The sequence below is a fragment of the Novipirellula aureliae genome (assembly GCF_007860185.1).
GTDB lineage: Bacteria > Planctomycetota > Planctomycetia > Pirellulales > Pirellulaceae > Novipirellula_A > Novipirellula_A aureliae.
Genome location: NZ_SJPY01000002.1, coordinates 54,417 through 72,113, shown reverse-complemented (window position 1 = coordinate 72,113; position 17,697 = coordinate 54,417). Strand labels below are relative to the sequence as shown.

At 51.8% G+C, this 17,697-nt stretch carries 10 protein-coding genes and 2 rRNA genes; 4 read left to right on the top strand and 8 right to left on the bottom strand.

Annotated elements, in window-relative coordinates:
• The first annotated feature begins 65 nt into the window (after positions 1-65).
• A complete protein-coding gene (locus tag Q31b_RS06250) occupies positions 66-2,243 on the top strand; it encodes a 3-hydroxyacyl-CoA dehydrogenase NAD-binding domain-containing protein (RefSeq protein WP_146598846.1) in 2,178 nt (725 codons plus the stop codon).
• A complete protein-coding gene (locus tag Q31b_RS06245; RefSeq protein WP_146598845.1) occupies positions 2,243-4,186 on the top strand; it encodes an acyl-CoA dehydrogenase family protein in 1,944 nt (647 codons plus the stop codon). The genes Q31b_RS06250 and Q31b_RS06245 overlap by 1 nt, the downstream gene beginning before the upstream one ends.
• Positions 4,187-4,595: 409 nt before the next feature.
• Here the strand turns inward: Q31b_RS06245 and rrf are convergent.
• Positions 4,596-4,704 (bottom strand): 5S ribosomal RNA (rrf, locus tag Q31b_RS06240).
• 117 nt (positions 4,705-4,821) lie between these two features.
• Positions 4,822-7,704 (bottom strand): 23S ribosomal RNA (locus Q31b_RS06235).
• A gap of 383 nt (positions 7,705-8,087) precedes the next feature.
• On the opposite strand from Q31b_RS06235, the gene Q31b_RS27960 reads away from it, so the two are divergent.
• Positions 8,088-8,264, top strand: coding sequence for a hypothetical protein (locus Q31b_RS27960; RefSeq protein WP_197171040.1), 177 nt, complete (start codon positions 8,088-8,090; stop codon positions 8,262-8,264).
• Positions 8,265-8,622: 358 nt separating this feature from the next.
• Here the strand turns inward: Q31b_RS27960 and Q31b_RS06230 are convergent, their stop codons facing one another.
• A complete protein-coding gene (locus Q31b_RS06230; RefSeq protein WP_315860381.1) occupies positions 8,623-9,120 on the bottom strand; it encodes a hypothetical protein in 498 nt (165 codons plus the stop codon).
• Between the two features lie 117 nt (positions 9,121-9,237).
• Here Q31b_RS06230 and Q31b_RS06225 point away from each other — a divergent pair, with 117 nt between their 5' ends.
• Positions 9,238-12,384: an alpha/beta hydrolase family protein gene (locus Q31b_RS06225; protein ID WP_146599380.1), complete on the top strand. Its 3,147-nt coding sequence runs from the start codon at positions 9,238-9,240 to the stop codon at positions 12,382-12,384.
• 215 nt (positions 12,385-12,599) lie between these two features.
• Here the strand turns inward: Q31b_RS06225 and Q31b_RS06220 are convergent, their stop codons facing one another.
• The 5 genes from Q31b_RS06220 to Q31b_RS06205 all read right to left on the bottom strand — a co-directional run bounded on the left by Q31b_RS06220 (position 12,600) and on the right by Q31b_RS06205 (position 17,427).
• A complete protein-coding gene (locus Q31b_RS06220) occupies positions 12,600-12,992 on the bottom strand; it encodes a hypothetical protein (RefSeq protein WP_146598844.1) in 393 nt (130 codons plus the stop codon).
• A 381-nt stretch (positions 12,993-13,373) separates the two neighbouring features.
• Complete coding sequence (locus tag Q31b_RS29590) at positions 13,374-13,808, bottom strand: transposase (RefSeq protein WP_146598843.1); 435 nt, start codon at positions 13,806-13,808, stop codon at positions 13,374-13,376.
• Positions 13,711-13,941: a hypothetical protein gene (locus Q31b_RS27955; protein ID WP_197171265.1), complete on the bottom strand. Its 231-nt coding sequence runs from the start codon at positions 13,939-13,941 to the stop codon at positions 13,711-13,713. The genes Q31b_RS29590 and Q31b_RS27955 overlap by 98 nt, the downstream gene beginning before the upstream one ends.
• Positions 13,942-14,618: 677 nt before the next feature.
• Positions 14,619-16,694, bottom strand: coding sequence for a LamG domain-containing protein (locus Q31b_RS06210; RefSeq protein WP_197171035.1), 2,076 nt, complete (start codon positions 16,692-16,694; stop codon positions 14,619-14,621).
• 316 nt (positions 16,695-17,010) lie between these two features.
• Entirely contained in the window at positions 17,011-17,427 is a 417-nt protein-coding gene (locus Q31b_RS06205) for a hypothetical protein (RefSeq protein WP_197171033.1), read from the bottom strand.
• Between the last annotated feature and the right edge of the window lie 270 nt (positions 17,428-17,697).

Sequence of the window (17,697 nt, the reverse complement as noted above, 5' to 3'; positions counted from 1 at the left end):
ATTGCACGACTTAAGCAGGCTCCAAAGTTTCGCGGTGGTAGTAAACCCAAAAAAGGAACCAAACCATGAACAGCAAAACCTACGACGCTTTCACGCTCCAAACCGATGCTCGCGGTGTGACGACGGTGATGCTTGATGTACCAGACCGACCACTCAACGTTTTGGATGCTTCGGTGATGCACGAACTAAATGATCTTGTTCGCGATTTGCATGACTCGTCATCGACAGCGGTTGTCTTCACCAGCAGCAAAGAGTCCGGCTTCTTAGCAGGTGCAGACATCAATGCGATTACGAAAATCGCTTCGCCCATCGAAGCGGCCCAGCTCATTGATGGCGGACAACACTTGTTCGATGCGATCGATTGGCTGCCGATGCCTACGATTGCCGTCATCCATGGGCCCTGTCTCGGTGGCGGTTTGGAGTGGGCGTTGGCGTGTGACTACCGGATCGCTCGTGATAATAGTAGCACCAAGATTGGACTTCCTGAAATAAAACTCGGCCTGATTCCTGGTTGGGGAGGAACGCAGCGATTACCAAAACGAATAGGAATTCGCAGGGCATTGTCGATGATTCTACAAGGCTCGTTTTTGTCCGCTTCCGAAGCAGTCAAAATCGGACTTATCGATCGTGCGATCGAGCCTGATTGCTGGGATAGTGGCGTTTCCGCCTTTGTGGATGATGTGCTCGAATGCCCTAAGCGTGCTCGACAAATTTCCTGGCCTGCAAGGTTGTTGCGTTCGATAGAAAACTCTCGCATTGGCCGTCACCTGGTGTTGAACGCAGTGCGAAGTCGGACCAGATCGAAGGCGGAGCACTATCCGGCGATCGATGCAGCGATCCGCTCCGTACGGGCAGGTTTTGGACTGCGCCCGCAAGGCTTCATGATGGAAAGGAACGAGTTTATCGACTTGCTGGCGACGCCAACGTGCCGCCGGCTGATCGACTTGTTCTTCGCTCGCGAAGCAGCTCGTTCCTTGCGAACATGGACCGGCAAGCCTGCGGTCGCCTACGAAAAGCCTATCCGCAAAGTCGGCGTGATCGGAGCCGGTGCGATGGGAGCTGGGATCGGCCAATTGGCAGGCTACCGTGGCTTCGAGGTTGTCATCCAAGAGGTCAACGAAGAAGCCGCCGGCGCCGGACGCGCACGAGTGAAGTCGCTAATCGACAAACTCGCAAAACGAAAGGGCTTTCGTGAAGCGGAGCGAGACAAACTGCTGGGGCAAGTTCGTGTGGTGACCGATGACGACTGGCTCGCCAATGCTGACTTGGTCATCGAAGCGGTGGTGGAACGAATCGATGTGAAACAACAAGTATTCCGTGCTCTCGACCGATTGACGGCACCCGAAACGATCCTGGCGACGAACACCTCGTCGTTGTCGGTCAGCGAAATGGCTGCGGCCACCCATCGAGGTCATTTGGTCGGCGGACTGCACTTCTTCAATCCCGTTCACAAGATGGAATTGGTCGAAGTGGTTCGCGGTAAACAGACCGACGATGCGACGATCGCTCGTTTGGTCGGCTTCACGCGGGCACTCGGCAAAACGCCGATCGTAACCTCCGACTCGACCGGATTCTTGGTCAACCGTGTGTTGTTTCCTTATCTTGGGGAAGCCGTGCTGATGATCGCTGAAGGATACACGGCAATGGAACTCGATAGGCAGGTCCGTCGATTCGGGATGCCGATGGGACCCTGCGAATTGATCGATCAAGTTGGTTTGGATGTGGCGCTGCATGTTGCCAAATCACTCGATGGCGTTCTGCAGGGACTCTCGGGTGTCGCTAAGTTCTTGTCACGAATGGTCGAGACTGGAAAACTTGGCAAAAAATCGGGGGCCGGGTTCTACCGCTACAAGAATGGAATGAAGCGTGGGCCCGCGATGCTATCTCGTGCCTTCCCAAAGCCTTTGGATCGTCACGATGATCGTCAATCGGCCGCTAAGTTCATCAAAGACGGATTGACGCCCATTCAGCGCCGTTTGATCTACCCGATGTTAGTCGAGGCAATTCGTGTCAAGCAAGAAAAAGTCGTTCAAAATGATTGGGCGATCGACTTGGCCATGGTCTTGGGGACCGGATTTGCACCTCATCGAGGCGGACCGCTGCAAGTCATCAACGCAATTGGGCAAACCACGGTTTTAGCCAACTTGAAACTTATGCAATCGATATACGGTCCACGCTTTTCCTCGCCATCTTTGTTAGATGAGATGGCAAAACACAACCAACTCTTTCAAGGAGTATCGTGATGACGCTTGATATCCATTCGCGGAAGCCAGAAGCGAAGCCAGCGAAGCAATCCGAATCGTTCGCAGAAACCGCTCTGCGTTTAGGCGGTGCATCGTATGATGAAGCCCATCGCACCGGAGTGGTCGATCACGCAGATGACGAAGTCGAAGCGTTGTTTTCGGCTGAATACCAAACCGTCAATAGTCCGATACACCGAGCGGTTTGGGGAAAACAGGTCGCAACGAGTGGCTTCGAAGTCACACCGATGACTCAAAACGAATCGGTCTCGCGAGTGGTGACTCAGTCGCTAGCGGTGGTTCGCAAACATTGCGACAACGGAACGTTGCTCGGCGAAGACGGCAAAATTGCCGCGTCGGTATTGGCTGAGTTGGGATCCGTGGGCTATTGGGGGTTGTTGGTGGATACCAAATATGGCGGAAGCGGAGCGACGATGCGACAATTCGCTGAAATGATTACGCAAATGGCGATGATCGATCCAACGGTCGCTGGCTTGGCATCGGTTCATGGTTGCATCGGCGCCGTCGATCCCGTTCGCTCATTCGGCAGCGAAGAACAGAAAAGTCGATTTTTGCCAAAATTGGCCGACGGTAGACGCTTGTCGGCTTTCGCCCTGACCGAACCGTGCGCCGGTAGCGACATGACTGCCCTACGGACTCATGCGGTGCTTGACGGTGACGAGTATGTGGTCAATGGCGAAAAGCTCTTCATCACCAATGTCATCCCCGGACGCACGATCGGATTGGTTTGCAAAATCGATGGTAAACCGAGCGTCCTCATCGTCGATTTGCCGTTCTGCTGCGATGAGCATTTTCAACTCAAAAAATATGGGATCTATGCGCTGCGTCGGGCTCACAACGTTGGAATAATCTTTCGTGATTTCCGCGTTCCCGCCGCGAACCTGCTCACTCCGGTGCAAGGGGATGGATTAACCATCGCCTATCACGGACTCAATCTAGGACGTGTTGCACTATGTGCCAATGCAGCGGGTGCGATGCGGATGATGTTGGCCGAAATGTTGCCGTGGGGTAAATTTCGCCAGACCTATGGAAAATCAATCGACAAACGTGAATTGGTTCGTCGCCGGATCGGACGGATGGCGGGGTTGATTGTCGCCTGCGATGCATTAACCGCCTGGGGAGCCGGGTTACTCGATCAAGGTTATCGAGGCGAAATGGAATGTATCGTCGCAAAAATTTTTGGTAGTGAGGCACAAAAGGAAGCGGCAATCGAATTGTTTATGAAAACGCATGGTGGCCGATCGTTCCTAGCTGGTCATTTGTTTGGGGATAACGTTCACGATTTCCTGGCTCCATGTATCTACGAAGGTGAAGGAGAAATGTTGGGCATGGCGTTTCTGAAATCGTTGGTGAAACATCATGGAAAGAAATTCTTCGAACCGATTGGCCGTACGCTCGGTTCGATGGGAACAACGAAACTTAACCCGATCAACCCCAAACACGTTTGGGCATTGAAGGGACCGCTCACCCGCTATTCGATGTGGTTTGCCAAGCAAAAGCTCGTGTCCGCAAAATGGACACCCGCTTCGATAAGCAATGCTGCAGCGTCAAACGAACGCTTGAGCCAACACACGCGATTCGCGCAGCGATACTTGTCACGAAGTGGGATGACGATCAGTCGCAACATGGTCAAATACCAGTTGACGTTGGCTGACCGTCAATGTCGCATGTCAGCCATGTCCTCGGACGTACAAAACGCAGTCGTGATTTTGGTCACCAGTTTGTACGCGCGAGCATCGAAAGACGTCGTGACTCAATCCGCTGCCGATGCCGTCTGTCGAGAACTTCGCAGGCGGTTGACCGGGGAAGCCCCCAGCGACGGAGATTTCCGCCAAGTCACCCAGCTTGGAAGTATGATTGTTGAAAAGGGGTGGACGGAAATTGGTAACGTCCGCGCTGGGAAGATCATGATGCCATACGAATAGCTCGCCGAGCGTTTCGATAGGCAGATCCGAAGCTCGTTGCCGCATCGCCTAACCCGGATGATACGCAGACTGTTTTTCGAGCAATGAACGTAAACGCTTTAAGGCGAAGACGATAGCAAAACAATTTGCAAGCCCATGAATCATCCGGGCTAAGTCAGGATGGCCCACGCTAAAGCCGGCTCCATCACTGGCGTCGCACCTTTCCCCGGGGACGGTTCCGTTTCGACAGCAGCCAAAAAGGACACGGCAAAGCGGCGATTAATTGAATCCTTTTTCGTCCGGGAAGGGGCAGCCTTGATAAGTCGCCGGGGGGAGCAGTGAAGCAGGGCACCCCCGGTTTTGAAGGGACAGAGAGCTTAGCGCATAAAAAAACCTCCTGTTTCGGCTACGAAACAAGAGGTTTTAAAAAATCCGGCAATACCTACTTTCACGCTGGTATGCACTATCATCGGCTCATAAAGCTTGACTGCTGTGTTCGGGATGGGAACAGGTATAACCTTTACGATATGGTCGCCGGAAAGACTTACTAACGGGTATTTCGCCGCTAGTAAGCCGGTTGTTTTTGGTAGCTGTAATCCGCATTTGCAAGCTCGTCGAAGCAATCAGAATCTAATAGATTTGAGTGCGGGATATCGACGGCCAATCTTTCGCCCGTTAGTACTGGTTAGCTTAACACGTTACCGTGCTTACACGCCCAGCCTATCAACCTGATCGTCTTTCAGGGGGCTCTCGACATAAGTCTACGAGTCCTAATCTTGGAGCGGGCTTCACGCTTAGATGCTTTCAGCGTTTATCCTTTCCGAAGTTAGCTATCCAGCCGTGCCGCTAGCGCGACAACTGGTACACCAGCGCTTCGTCCAACTAAATCCTCTCGTACTAAAGTTGAATCTCCTCAAGACTCGAACGCCCACGGCAGATAGGGACCGACCTGTCTCACGACGGTCTGAACCCAGCTCACGTACCACTTTCATTGGCGAACAGCCAAACCCTTGGGAGCTTCTACACCCCCAGGATGTGATGAGCCGACATCGAGGTGCCAAACCGCATCGCCGCTGTGGACGCTCGGATGCGATAAGCCTGTTATCCCCGGAGTACCTTTTATCTGATGAGCGATAACCCTTCCATTCGGGATTACCGGATCACTAAGACCTACTTTCGTACCTGCTCGAGTTATATCTCTCGCAGTCAAGCACACTTCTAACTTTACTCTCTTCGCCTGATTGCCGACCAGGCTGAGTGTACCTTTGCACTCCTCCGTTACTCTTTGGGAGGAGACCGCCCCAGTCAAACTGCCCGACTGACATTGTCCTTCGCCCCGATTCAGGGGATCGAAGTTAGAATTAAAACATAAACAGGCTGGTATTTCAACGATGGCTCCTCCGAAACTAGCGTCCCGGTCTCAAAGCCTCCCAGCTATCCTACACAATTTATATCTCAACCCAATATCAGCCTACAGTAAAGGTTCACGGGGTCTTTCCGTCTAACCGCGGGTATGTGGCATCTTCACCACAACTACAATTTCACCGGGTCGGTGGTTGAGACAGTGCTCCAATCGTTACGCCTTTCATGCAGGTCGGAACTTACCCGACAAGGAACTTCGCTACCTTAGGACCCTCATAGTTAGGGCCGCCGTTTATTGGGGCTTCGGTTGCGAGCTTCTCTCCCGAAGGAGATAACCCTCTTCCTTAACCTACCAACACCGGGCAGGCGTCAGACTCTATACGTCCACTTGCGTGTTAGCAGAGTCCTGTGTTTTTGATAAACAGTCGTTAGAGCCGATTTTCTGTGGCCCACTTGCGTGGGCGCCCCTTATCGCGAACTTACGGGGCCATTTTGCAGAGTTCCTTAACCACCGTTCTCCCGAGCGCCTTAGAATTCTCTTCTCACCTACCTGTGTCAGTTTTAGTACGGTCAGTTGCTTAACCTAGCAGCTTTTCTTGGACGTCCTTCCAATGACTTCGAGAACTTAAACGCTCTCGAGCTATGCCTTGATAAACATCGGTATTTTAACCCCGAATCTCTCAGCTTTCGCTACGGACATTTCTATTCGTACCGCTCACTTTCTGGACGCCGTCCCTGCATCGGATACACAACCGGCGAAGGAATATTGACCTTCTGTCCATCCCCTACGCCTTTCGGCCTCGGGTAAGGTACCGGCTAACCCTGGGCGGATTTGCCTTCCCCAGGAAACCTTAGGTTTTCGGCGAACAGGATTCTCACCTGTTTTATCGTTACTCATTCCGGCATAATCACCCGATGAAGCCAACACCGCTCGTTACCGTACGGCTTGTATCTCTTCATCGGCGCTCTCCTACCACTCTAGATAAATCTAGAATCCGCTGCTTCGGTGTACCACTTACTCCCGTTCATTATCGGCGCAGAAATGCTCGACTGGTAAGCTGTTACGCACTTTTTAAATGGTGGCTGCTTCTAAGCCAACATCCCAGCTGTCACAGCATTTCAACTTCCTTAGTGACTAAGTGGTCCTTCGGGACCTTAGCAGGCGATCTGGGTTGTTTCCCTCTCGACCCTGGAGCTTATCCCCCAGGGACTGACTGCCGAGGTAAGGTGAACCGGTATTCGGAGTTTGGTTCGGTGAGGTACCCTTGGAAGGGCCCCCATCCGATTCAGTATCTCTACCCCCGGTCACTAATTTACTCGACGCTATCCCTCAAGATATTTCGGAGAGAACGAGCTATCTCCTGGTTTGATTACACTTTCAGTCCTCCCCACAAGTCATCCCCTCAGTTTTCAACCTAAGTGGGTTCGGTCCTCCACGCAGTTTAACCCGCGCTTCAACCTGCTCATGGGTAGATCACACAGGTTTCGCGTCTGCAGCAAATGACAATATTTCGCCCTATTCAGACTCGGTTTCCCTTGGGCTACGTTCCGTAAGAACTTAACCAAGCCATTTACCACAACTCGCCGGATCATTATGCAAAAGGCACGCCGTCACACATATTAAATAGTGCTCCGACCGCTTGTAGGCACATGGTTTCAGGTTCACATTCCTCCCCTAGCAGGGGTTCTTCTCACCTTTCACTCACGCTACTGGTTCGCTATCGGTCGTTAAAGAGTATTTAGCCTTACGGGATGGTCCCCGTGGATTCAGTCCAGGTTTCACGTGACTGGACCTACTCAGGTGCTTCTACAGTGTGTGTTTATTTTCGTGTACGGGACTGTCACCCTCTGTGGCGATCCTTCCCAGAATCTTCCACTAACAACACACAATCTGATATTGAAGTCCTACAACCCCGCGAAGGAAAACCTTCACGGTTTGGGCTATTCCGATTTCGCTCGCCGCTACTGACGGAATCGATTTTTCTTTCTGTTCCTCTGGTTACTTAGATGTTTCAGTTCACCAGGTTGTAACTAGCCTGCCTATGTATTCAGCAGGTAGCAATCGGGTACCCCGGGATCATTGCTTGTTTGTCAGCTCCCCCAGGCATTTCGCAGACTTCCACGCCCTTCTACTTTTAACGCCAAGACATCCCCCATGTGCCCTTAATAGATTGGCCGCCGAAATCCCGAACTCAAAAGTAACTTGCGTCACGATTGAAATCCAAAATATCGATCGGTTTCTACGATTAACGATATCACATGTGTTGATCACTGCTTCATTAACCTCCACCACACGCTCTGTAGGAACGCTACCTCTCAAGCCAAAAAGACTTAACAGGCGGCTTCATTAAATCGCCAGCAATCACGTTGCACAGAATCCTATTAGAATACTAATCGCTAACGATTCACTCTTTACTGTTAAGTACAGCAAGACTTCTTCGTTAGCACGCTTCTTAAGAACTTGTTCTTAAACTACCAACTCAATTGGAAACCGCCTTCTCTTAGAGCAAGCTCTGAGCGAAGTCAGCTTGAATCCAAATGAGCGTGGTGCTCTTTTTAGATGCCAACTACCAAAACAACCAAATTGTCAAATATCAATATCTCGCCGATGACACAGGGTCATGTCAGCAAGAGACGCTGTTTTTGTGAACAGCCGGTCAACGCGAATTGTACCCAGAATGATGTCTCTGGGACAGTCGGCGTCAGCCGGTTGGTCACAAGTGAGGGCGAAGAATAGCGAGGCGATTCGTTGCCGTCAACCGTGTTTGAGAAGTTTTTTTAAAGTTTCTTAAACCGGCTCACTTTCGCTCAGAGCGGGGTCATACCAGGTGTCCCTCGGGGACGTTTGGAAGACTCATTTGCTGAGCGAGATAGAAAGATAGCGGCTGATCCAAAATGGTCAACGGCTGTTTTGCAAAAAGTGTAGAATTTGTTTGAGTCATGTGAAGGTTTTCGGACGCTGAGACCCCAGGACTTGCATGAAACACTAGGAAATTCGCAAGTTTACGACATCTTTGCCGCCCAATCGTCTTGAGAGAAAATCTTCTAAGTCATTCTTTCGACCTCATCGGATTGGCTACTTTGCTTACCTATCTTCACTTTTGGCAGTCGTCGGCCGCGTAAGCTTCCACTTCAAACGGATTTTCGCGGTAACCGTCCCTGCCAGCGAGGGATAAAATCAGCCAGCACGTCAGGTAGGCGGGCACAAAGGCGATCCCCCATCGCTCATATTGCTGTACATGAACCCGTTCGTGTTCACGAGTCCGTGCCAGTGCAGCCTCGGTTTGCCCAAAGACGACATGCCCAAAGGTCAAAGCCAAGGCGGGGATGAGCATTCGCAGCAAGAGCCCCGCAATTCGCGGCCCGCTGATTTCAATGACCCCGTCGACAACCTGAAACCGGCCACCGAGCAACAGCCCGATCGTAATTCCAGCGATCGTATAGGGCGACGCCCAAAGGTAGGCCACGATTCGTCGAAGGGTGCTCAATTGCTTTGGATCCGCTTGCAGGTTGCCGTTTCGATGGAAAACGGAGTAGGGCCGTTCTGCATTGTATCGTCTGGGCGGGTCAACCGGCTGCCGTCTGGATTCCAACGTCGACCTCGATAAATCGCCAAAAACTGCGACATCCAAGGCAAGTTTGTTTCCATTTTTTAACAAGAGTAGCTACTCTCGGTTATTGGATAACAACGTGCCGAGGAGCCTCTTTTGATGACTAGACTTTTGTTCCGTTTCACAGGCCAATCGCGGATCAGCAAAATCGCTGCCGTGTTGGTGTTTTTGACTTTCTGCCCAGCTGTCGTGGCCCAAGACATTACCCGGCGAATGCTCGAGCACAGCGACTACGACGTCTGGAATACGCTTTCCAATGCCAAGATCTCAAACGATGGCAACTGGGTCTTGTACGCGGTCCAAAGTGGTGCCATTGATGGTGAGTCGACCTTGCACATCCAGCACGTCGATACGGCGCGTGAATATGTGATCGAACGTGCAGCACAGGCCCGCTTCACGTTTAACAGCCAATTCGCGGTGTTTTTGGTCACGCCAGAGAAAAAAATCCTGAAGCAATTTCGAAAACAGAAAAAGGAATCGCAGGAGCGTCCCCAAGCCAAGATGCAGGCCCTCGAATTGGCGTCGGGTGACATCATCACTCTCGATGACGCTCGCTCTTTTGGTTTGCCGCAAGAGAACGGTGATTGGGTCGCATGCCAGATGGAAAAGCCAACGGTCACCTCTCCGATTGATAAAACCGAGAAGGGACCACGCGAGGTTTACGAAGTGACGGGCGAAGGACTTCGCCAGCCAGCAAAACAGCTAAAGCTAAAGAGCCGCGGAGCAACAACTCGTAAGCCTGGGCGTAGCAAACCGGATCCGGTCGAAGAGAGCGAGGCCAAAGCAAAGCAGAAACCACAGCACTCCGAACCGCCAAGGGCCGACCAAGACGATAAAGACCCAAAGAAGAAGACGGTTGGTACGCCGCTAAAGCTGGTCAATCTGCCTACCGAAATCCAGCGAACCTTTCCCTTCGTCCGTGCCTTTCGGTTCTCAAAAAAGGGCAATTGGCTTGCCTTTGTGACTTCGGTCGAAGCGCCCGATAAGGAAGAGCGGAATGGTGAGCAAGCCGATGATCTCGTTGCCAATGAGGTGGTCGATGGTGTGCATCTGCTGCAACTTGATTCGCTGAAATTGACATGCATCGCCCGTGGCGTGGGGGAATACAAAAACCTTGCTTTTAACGAAGATGGTTCGCGTTTGGCGTTTATTACCAACAAAGACGACTACGAATCGAAGTCGCCGAAATGGTCCGTCTATGAATGGACCGCTGGCTCCAAACAGGCCAAGTGTATCGCTGGCGAAGGTGAGCAGGGAATCCCCAGCGGATGGTGGATCGCACCGGGATCGACGCAGCGCTACAGCGAAGATGGACGCAGGCTGTATTTTGAAACGAGCCCCATTCCTGAGGCGATTCTCAAGCAGCGGCGCGATCTTGCTGAGGGACGCGATGTCGATGCCGAGGAATCGGAAGAACGAGCCAAGCTTGATCTTTGGCATTGGCAAGACCCACAATTGCAACCGCAACAATTGCTGGAGGCTGAAGCCGAACGGAAACGTGATTATCGCGCAGCCTATGTGTTGAAGTCCAAGAAAATCGTTCAGATCGAAGATCTGCAAACCCCCGTCGTGGATATCGACTATCGCTCCCCGTCAAACGTATCAATCGCCAATAGCAATGTGCCTTACCGTAAAATGCTTTCGTGGGACGTCCCAGGGTACCAGGACGTTTACTTGGTTAACCTCAATAGCGGACGAAGGACCCAGGTCCTGAACAAGGTTCGCTCCGATGCGGCGCTGTCGCCAACCGGAAAGTATATCGTTTGGTTTGATGCTGAACAAAAGAAGTGGTTTGCAAAGAAGGCCAAAGATAAGGATGCGAAGTCGATCGAGATCAGCAAAGGTATTAAGCATCCACTCTACAATGTACTCGACGATCGTCCGATGTTGCCGTCGGCATATGGAACGGCAGGCTGGTTGCGTGGGGACCGCGCTCTCTTGATTTACGATCGTTACGATATCTGGAAACTCGACCCGACAGGCGAATCCAAACCGGTTTGCATCACTTTGGGCAGCGGTCGCCGAAACGAGATTCGATTCCGCTATCGCCACTTCGATTCCAAACAGCGCTTTGTCGATGCCGAAAAACCAATGCTGTTGACCGCATTCCATCTAAAGACGAAGGCGAGCGGTTTTTACTCTCTGCCTGCGCTCGAGGGGAACGCGAAAAATAAACAAGCCGCCCCAGTTGGTCCTGCTCCATTGATCATGCTTGATGAAAACCTAGGTGAACTGCAAAAAGCGAAAGACAGTGACCAGGTTGTATTCACTCGCAGCACGTTTCGCATGTTTCCCGATCTATGGACCAGTACCACTCGCTTCGAAAAGATCTCTCGCGTCAGTGACCTCAATCCCCAACAAGACGAGTACTCGTGGGGGACGTCCGAATTGACTCATTGGGAATCGCGAGACGGGCAAACGCTTGATGGCATTCTCCTCAAGCCGGATGGGTTTGATCCGTCCAAAAAGTATCCGCTGTTGGTGTACTTTTATGAACGAAGCTCGGATGGCCTGCACAAGTATTATCCGCCTGCTGCGGGGCGATCGATTATCTGCTTCAGTTTTTACGTCAGTCGTGGTTATGTCGTCTTTATTCCAGACATCCCTTATAAGACGGGCGAGCCTGGTCAGAGTGCTGCGAACGCCGTTTTGCCGGGCGTTGAGCATTTGATCGCTAAGGGCTTTGTCGACCAAGAAAGGATTGGGATGCAGGGGCACAGTTGGGGAGGGTACCAGACGGCCTATCTGGTGACCCAAACGGACATGTTTGCCTGTGCCGAAGCCGGGGCGCCGGTCAGTAACATGACGAGTGCTTACGGTGGCATTCGCTGGAGCAGTGGAATGAGTCGCATGTTCCAGTACGAACGGACGCAAAGTCGGATCGGTGGGGATCTGTGGGCAGCCCGTGAAAAATATATTGCCAATTCACCCCTCTTCTTCGCCGACAATATCGATACACCACTGCTGATTTTGCATAATGACCAAGACGGCGCCGTGCCATGGTATCAAGGAATCGAGCTTTTTGTTGCACTACGCCGCCTGGAAAAGCCAGCCTGGATGCTCAATTATAACGGTGACCCACACTGGGTGATGGGCGACTACAATCGTCGCGACTTTGCAATTCGGATGCAACAGTTTTTTGATCATTACTTGAAGGACGCACCCGAGCCTGTGTGGATGGCTGAGGGCATTCCAGCGGTCGAGAAAGGCAAGGATTTGGGGCTCGAACTACTGGAGCCAAAGTAAGTTTGTTTTAGTGGCGAAGCCACGATAGGCACTAGCCGCGGACGCGAGTCCAGGGTCGCGCAATCTGCTGCGATTGAAGTTCCGAAGGGATGTTCGATTTATAAGTTTTGGATTTCCTCCTTTTCGGCCGGCGATCAACGTACCCACGACTTCTAGCCTGTCAGTTACCGACAAGTCTCATCACGCCGGAGCCGATCCGTTCTAATTCCTGGATGTCATCTACACAAGTTTGCGTTTTGGCACTGCCAACATACATCAAACGTCGGATCGTTGTGTTCGCCGCACGCTTCGCATTCCCACTGCGGGCCAAACTCTGAATCGAACTCAAACGAACGCCCCTGGTCAAGTTCGTATCCGTCCGCGACTTCGACATAGTCGATCAGCCATACCGGTAACGTCACACGTACCGTTGGGGGCGTTCCCAGCATGGCGGTCATGGAACGAACGCCAAGTAGGGGCGTTCGTTTTTCTTGCACCTGATGAAAGTCCGACCATGGAACGAGAAGGGTGGGATGCCCGATTCGAAATGGAATCAGCACCGAAAGCCCCAACCCTTGCTGCGTGACCGAAAGGGTGAGACAGGAATTGTATTTAACAGCACCGATCATGCCGGATCGAAAATGGAAAGCTTTGCAATCAGGCAGCGACGAGCACTGATATCGTCCCGCAAGTTTGGACCAGCCACTCAAGAACGACAGCAGTAATGAAATCCCACACCACATGAACAAAAACACGATTGGGATACCAAGCATGAGGATCGGAACTGGGATCATTCGTACTGCCAATTTTTGCGTTGATTCGATCGGTCGCTTTGCAAGTCATAAACAACTTTCACGTTGTTCATCAGTCATCCCGAAGGGACTTCGACTTAATTACTGACGGTTTTAGTCGCGACAACGATGACCGAATATAGGAAGCTGCTGAAATAGTAGCAACAAACCTAGCCCGGAGACATCGGAGGTTTGTTCCAGGGGTTGGCGGTCATTTTTTCAGGATTTTGGAAGGTAATTTGCGAGTTCGGGATTACGTCGCAGTAGGCCGGTTACGTAGCGATCGCAGTCGAATGGCTGACCAGTTTGCCAGTCCCGAAAGAGAATTCGGATCCAGCTGCGAGCTAGCTTTCGGATTGCCGCATTCTGTTTCATTCCGCCATCTTTGAGTTGATTGTAACGAGCCTTTGTCCACGGACAGTATTTTCGAGCACTGTCGGCGACCTCATGGAATGTCTGTTTGAGGTATTTCGGGCACGCCCAACGCTGATGCACCACTCGGCTTTTGCCACTTTGAACTGTCACGGGCGCGATGCCCGAAAGGCAAGCGATTTCATCAGCGTTGTTCCAGCGATCCTTCTGCGAGCCGAAGGCGGCCAGGCCTTGCTGCCAAGGTCGGGCCCGCACCGCGCAGCTCGGTAAACAAGGACCCATCGGGATGCTTGTTCAATCCTTCTTCCATTCGTTTATCGACCGCGATGATGTAGCAATCGTGGGCCTGATCAGCCCAGTCGATTCCGATGAAAAGTGCGGGAGGAGTGTTGCTTGGCAATGGATTCTGATTCACGATGTTGTAGAGACCTTTTCGAGGGTTTCGATTAAAAGCGGTCGTCCAGCCTCATCGACGCGGAAACCTTAGAGAGAGCTATGATGGGCATCATCTGAGTGATCCGTTTTGCGACGAAGCAAGCAGGACGTTCGGAAGTCTCCGGGAAGCCGTTAAAGCGGCTGGGCGACAAATCCGTAACGTCCTGCTGGCTACCGTGTTCAATGAGAATTGCTGAAACTTTGGGGGTCCGTTTGGACTTCGCAATGGATCTCCGATCCATCATTGCGAAGTCCAAGCGGACCCCCAACGTTTAGTGTTTGGTAGAAGCGATAAGGCTTGGCCCACCATTTCTCGCCCCGCCATCGGAAAAATCTGACCCTCCACTGATTCAGTGGGCCACGTCGCTGCACGAACTCAGCAAATAGAACGGAGCCGAAGAACACGGATTGGTTCTGCTTTTTTGTTAGGGTGTCGATAGAAACCCCTGTTCGCAAGGAGACTGTCGATGGGCAACGCTAACTCGACGACTACCACAGGATGCCACTAACTCAATGTCTTTTGCGCCTCAGCACGACTACGAATTTTCCAACTCAGCGATTGCTAAACAAATGCAGTCGCAACATGCTAAGTTGGGTCGTGCCAATCGATGAACGCAATCCGCTCGGAGAGCCGTGCGAGATTGCGGCGTAGCCGCCTTACGGCAAAACCGTGATCTTGACTGGCTCGTTGCTTTGCAGAAATAAGAACAGGACGAGATCATCGCCCTCTAGTTCGTGATTCACGCCAATGCGTACATCGCTCGATGGTTCTCCATTGACGAGCACCTTCGCGGTCGCAGCATTCCAGTTCTTGATGAAGAAAGCAGGGTTAACAATCGGTGACTGATCATTACTGGTTAGAGTGATCTCGCATGCTTTTGGCACCGAACCGCTGTTCTCTATCGGATAGCACCGTTGGCTACGATCATAGCCCTTCGACGTGAATCCTTCACCCGAAATTTCCATCTCGGGTGCAAAAGCCCAAGACTTGCCGAGTTCGACCAGTTCTTCCATTTCCATCCCATTGATTCCATACAGGGCATTCCAGTAGCAGCGATCACCCGCCTCGTGAACCACAGGGTCCGAAATGGGGAAACTGTCACAATGCGACGGACGATCGGACATGATGCTCGTACGGCCGTCACAGCGGGCTTGGCCAACCGGGAAATGGTTGCAACCAACGTGCTTGTCATAACTGCTCAGACTATTCCATCTCACCGACATGCGATTGCCTGGCTCAAAGCAGATAAATGGCTTGTTATCGGACTTGAAATTGTATTGCTGGATGGTGTAGTCCTTGGCAAATTGGGTGTCTCTTTCGCGAGGATTGTCTACAAAGGAAACGGGGTCGATATGGCCTTCGTAATCTGCAACGTGGACATAGTCGCGATGCACCAGATCACTAACAACCTGTCCAGGTTGCAGTAGCGGCAGTGATTCCTGGAACTGGCGTGGGAATTTGAGTGTGTCTTTCTTCCACGATACTTTTCTGGTCCCCGATGCATCGGGATAGATGGTGTGATACTCATCGACCCAGCATTCCCAGCCGGTTTTTGGATCGACACGCCATGTGCTGAGGTAGGCGCTTGTCGGAGCATACCTCCAATGCACCACGACTCTCGCATCATTGTTTTCGATGACACGCACATGCGAATACCGGCAATGCCTGTCCTGCATATGTTCGAAGCAGCCTTCGGTATCGTCGTCGCCCAGTCCCCACGCTTCCACGCTTTGGTCTGACATCCAGTTTTCGTTCTCTGAAACCCAGGCCGTTCCGTAACGGAGCCCTCGCCAGAACATGACTTTTACCGGCAGTTTGTCAAAGCAGACGACAATATCGGGGTCTTGATCGACTGGCCAAACATTATCCCAGCCATCGTAGTATTTCAGCTTGGTATAAAAGGCGCCAAATCGCCCAGGATGTTTCGCAATCGTCGGCAGTTTGTGAGCCTCGATTTCCGGCTGTTTCATTTCAACGCTGTCGAAATGTTTTTTGACATCCTCTGGTTGCATCGCTTCGTCGTAGACTTTCACCTCGTCAATGATTCCGCAAAGTCCAAAGTACTGGCCAAGGGTTCCCCAGGTTCTGTGGATATTGGAAGGCTTTCCAGGTGTTGCAACCATGCCAAGTCGGCACTCCAGGTCTTTGCCTCTTGGGAACGTTACTTTGCCCTGGATCGGAATGGTGGCTGCAAGCGTTCCGTTAACGTAAACCGACATGTCGGTGTTGGCTCGATAGACTCCAACGACGTGCATCCATTTTCGCAGGGGGATGGCTTCATTGGCGGTGGTACACGAGACCCACTGCTCACCAATCGCGGACTGCATTGACACTTGGCCATACGGTCCGATCATCAAACGATAGCCTTTGGTCTCATCGTTCTCGGTGGTTAGGATCGGACACCAGTTCCAAGGATAATTTCCAAGTGCTACCCACGCCTCGACCGAAAAAGCGTCTCCAGGACGGGGGATGTCTTGAGTGACATGTCGAACGCAGGTCGTAAAGCCATCGAGTCTTAGACCGTCACCTTCCATCCCAGCAGCCAAACGAGCGTGCCCCTCTACGGCGTCGTCCATTCCGCTTACGTTCTCAACCGTTGTGCCGTCATCCAACGTGCTGAAATCCCAATGCATGACGGGATCCGCAGCATGTGCAAAGCTAGAGGTTAGGAGAATCAGCGTGGATGCGGAGATCCAGTGCCAGATTTGGGTTTGAACAATCATCGATTTCATGGTCAGTTTCGGTAGGTTGTAATGGAGAACTTGTATTGCGACGTCGAGATGTGAGTCGCGACAACTTCGTGTTCCAAGATTATACATTGATTCGCAAACAAATTTGGGCTTCCAATCGCTGAATTGTTTCGCGAATCGCCCTAAGACGTTTTTGTCCATTGTGATGGTGCAAAAGCGAAGACAGCCCGGAAGTGGAGCGGGAATGATTCCTCGCTCATCTTCCAGGCTGATAGGATTGCTGCAGGTTTTTGTAGTGGTGTTTAATCAGCCAAAAACGTGAGGTCTTGGCGGTATCGACTACGTTCTCCGACAATGTCTAGGCGTCGGCTATTTCGTCTTCCAGTTCGGCTTCCATGTCGTTCCCGGCATCGAGGTCCAATTCATCGGTTGGATTATCTTCGTCCATTTCCAGAATTTCGAATTGATCGCGAGTCAATCGAACATAACCGAGTGAACGCACGACTTCCAAGACTTCGCTGCAAGTCGGGAACATTCGTCCCGATGCTCGCTTGTAGTCGTCCATCGCTCGCATGAACTCGATCTCTTCATCGTTGTAATCACGCTCACAAGTCGTTGGGTCGATGTGTCGCCGACGTTGCTTGGTGCGGCGTGGGTTCGTCATCATGCCTGTGTCGGTCGCTTCAGGATTTCCTCGTCGGCGATCGGCACTACGGCGATCCATCGTGATGATGTTTTCTTCTTTCGATTGGTTCGCAACGTTAACGTTTGGCATGTTTCTTGGTCCCAAAAGGTTGGAAGAGTTTTTCAAGGAAGAAAACTCTTTAAGGAAGCGAAAGTGGCGGGTCAAAAAAACATAGCACGCGGATTAGGTAAACATGCCCGATAGGGCTGACCTTTCTGACTACAAAAGCCTTAACCATTCGGTAAAACGTCTAGCTATAACGATCGTGCGGGTTGTGACGGTCTCTCAGAAGAACCCTTCTTCGATGCGCATTCATTGGCGTCATTCGCGCAGAGGATTGGGTGAGAGGCGAAGAATGGT

What these genes read in the sequence shown, in the direction of transcription:
- Q31b_RS06245 (WP_146598845.1), top strand. Translation starts at nt 2,243, where the DNA reads ATGACGCTTGATATCCATTCGCGGAAGCCAGAAGCGAAGCCAGCGAAG.
- Q31b_RS06225 (WP_146599380.1), top strand. Translation starts at nt 9,238, where the DNA reads ATGACTAGACTTTTGTTCCGTTTCACAGGCCAATCGCGGATCAGCAAA.
- Q31b_RS06210 (WP_197171035.1), bottom strand. Translation starts at nt 16,694, where the DNA reads ATGAAATCGATGATTGTTCAAACCCAAATCTGGCACTGGATCTCCGCA.
- Q31b_RS06205 (WP_197171033.1), bottom strand. Translation starts at nt 17,427, where the DNA reads ATGCCAAACGTTAACGTTGCGAACCAATCGAAAGAAGAAAACATCATC.
- Q31b_RS06220 (WP_146598844.1), bottom strand. Translation starts at nt 12,992, where the DNA reads ATGATCGGTGCTGTTAAATACAATTCCTGTCTCACCCTTTCGGTCACG.
- Q31b_RS27960 (WP_197171040.1), top strand. Translation starts at nt 8,088, where the DNA reads ATGCCAACTACCAAAACAACCAAATTGTCAAATATCAATATCTCGCCG.
- Q31b_RS29590 (WP_146598843.1), bottom strand. Translation starts at nt 13,808, where the DNA reads ATGGGTCCTTGTTTACCGAGCTGCGCGGTGCGGGCCCGACCTTGGCAG.
- Q31b_RS06250 (WP_146598846.1), top strand. Translation starts at nt 66, where the DNA reads ATGAACAGCAAAACCTACGACGCTTTCACGCTCCAAACCGATGCTCGC.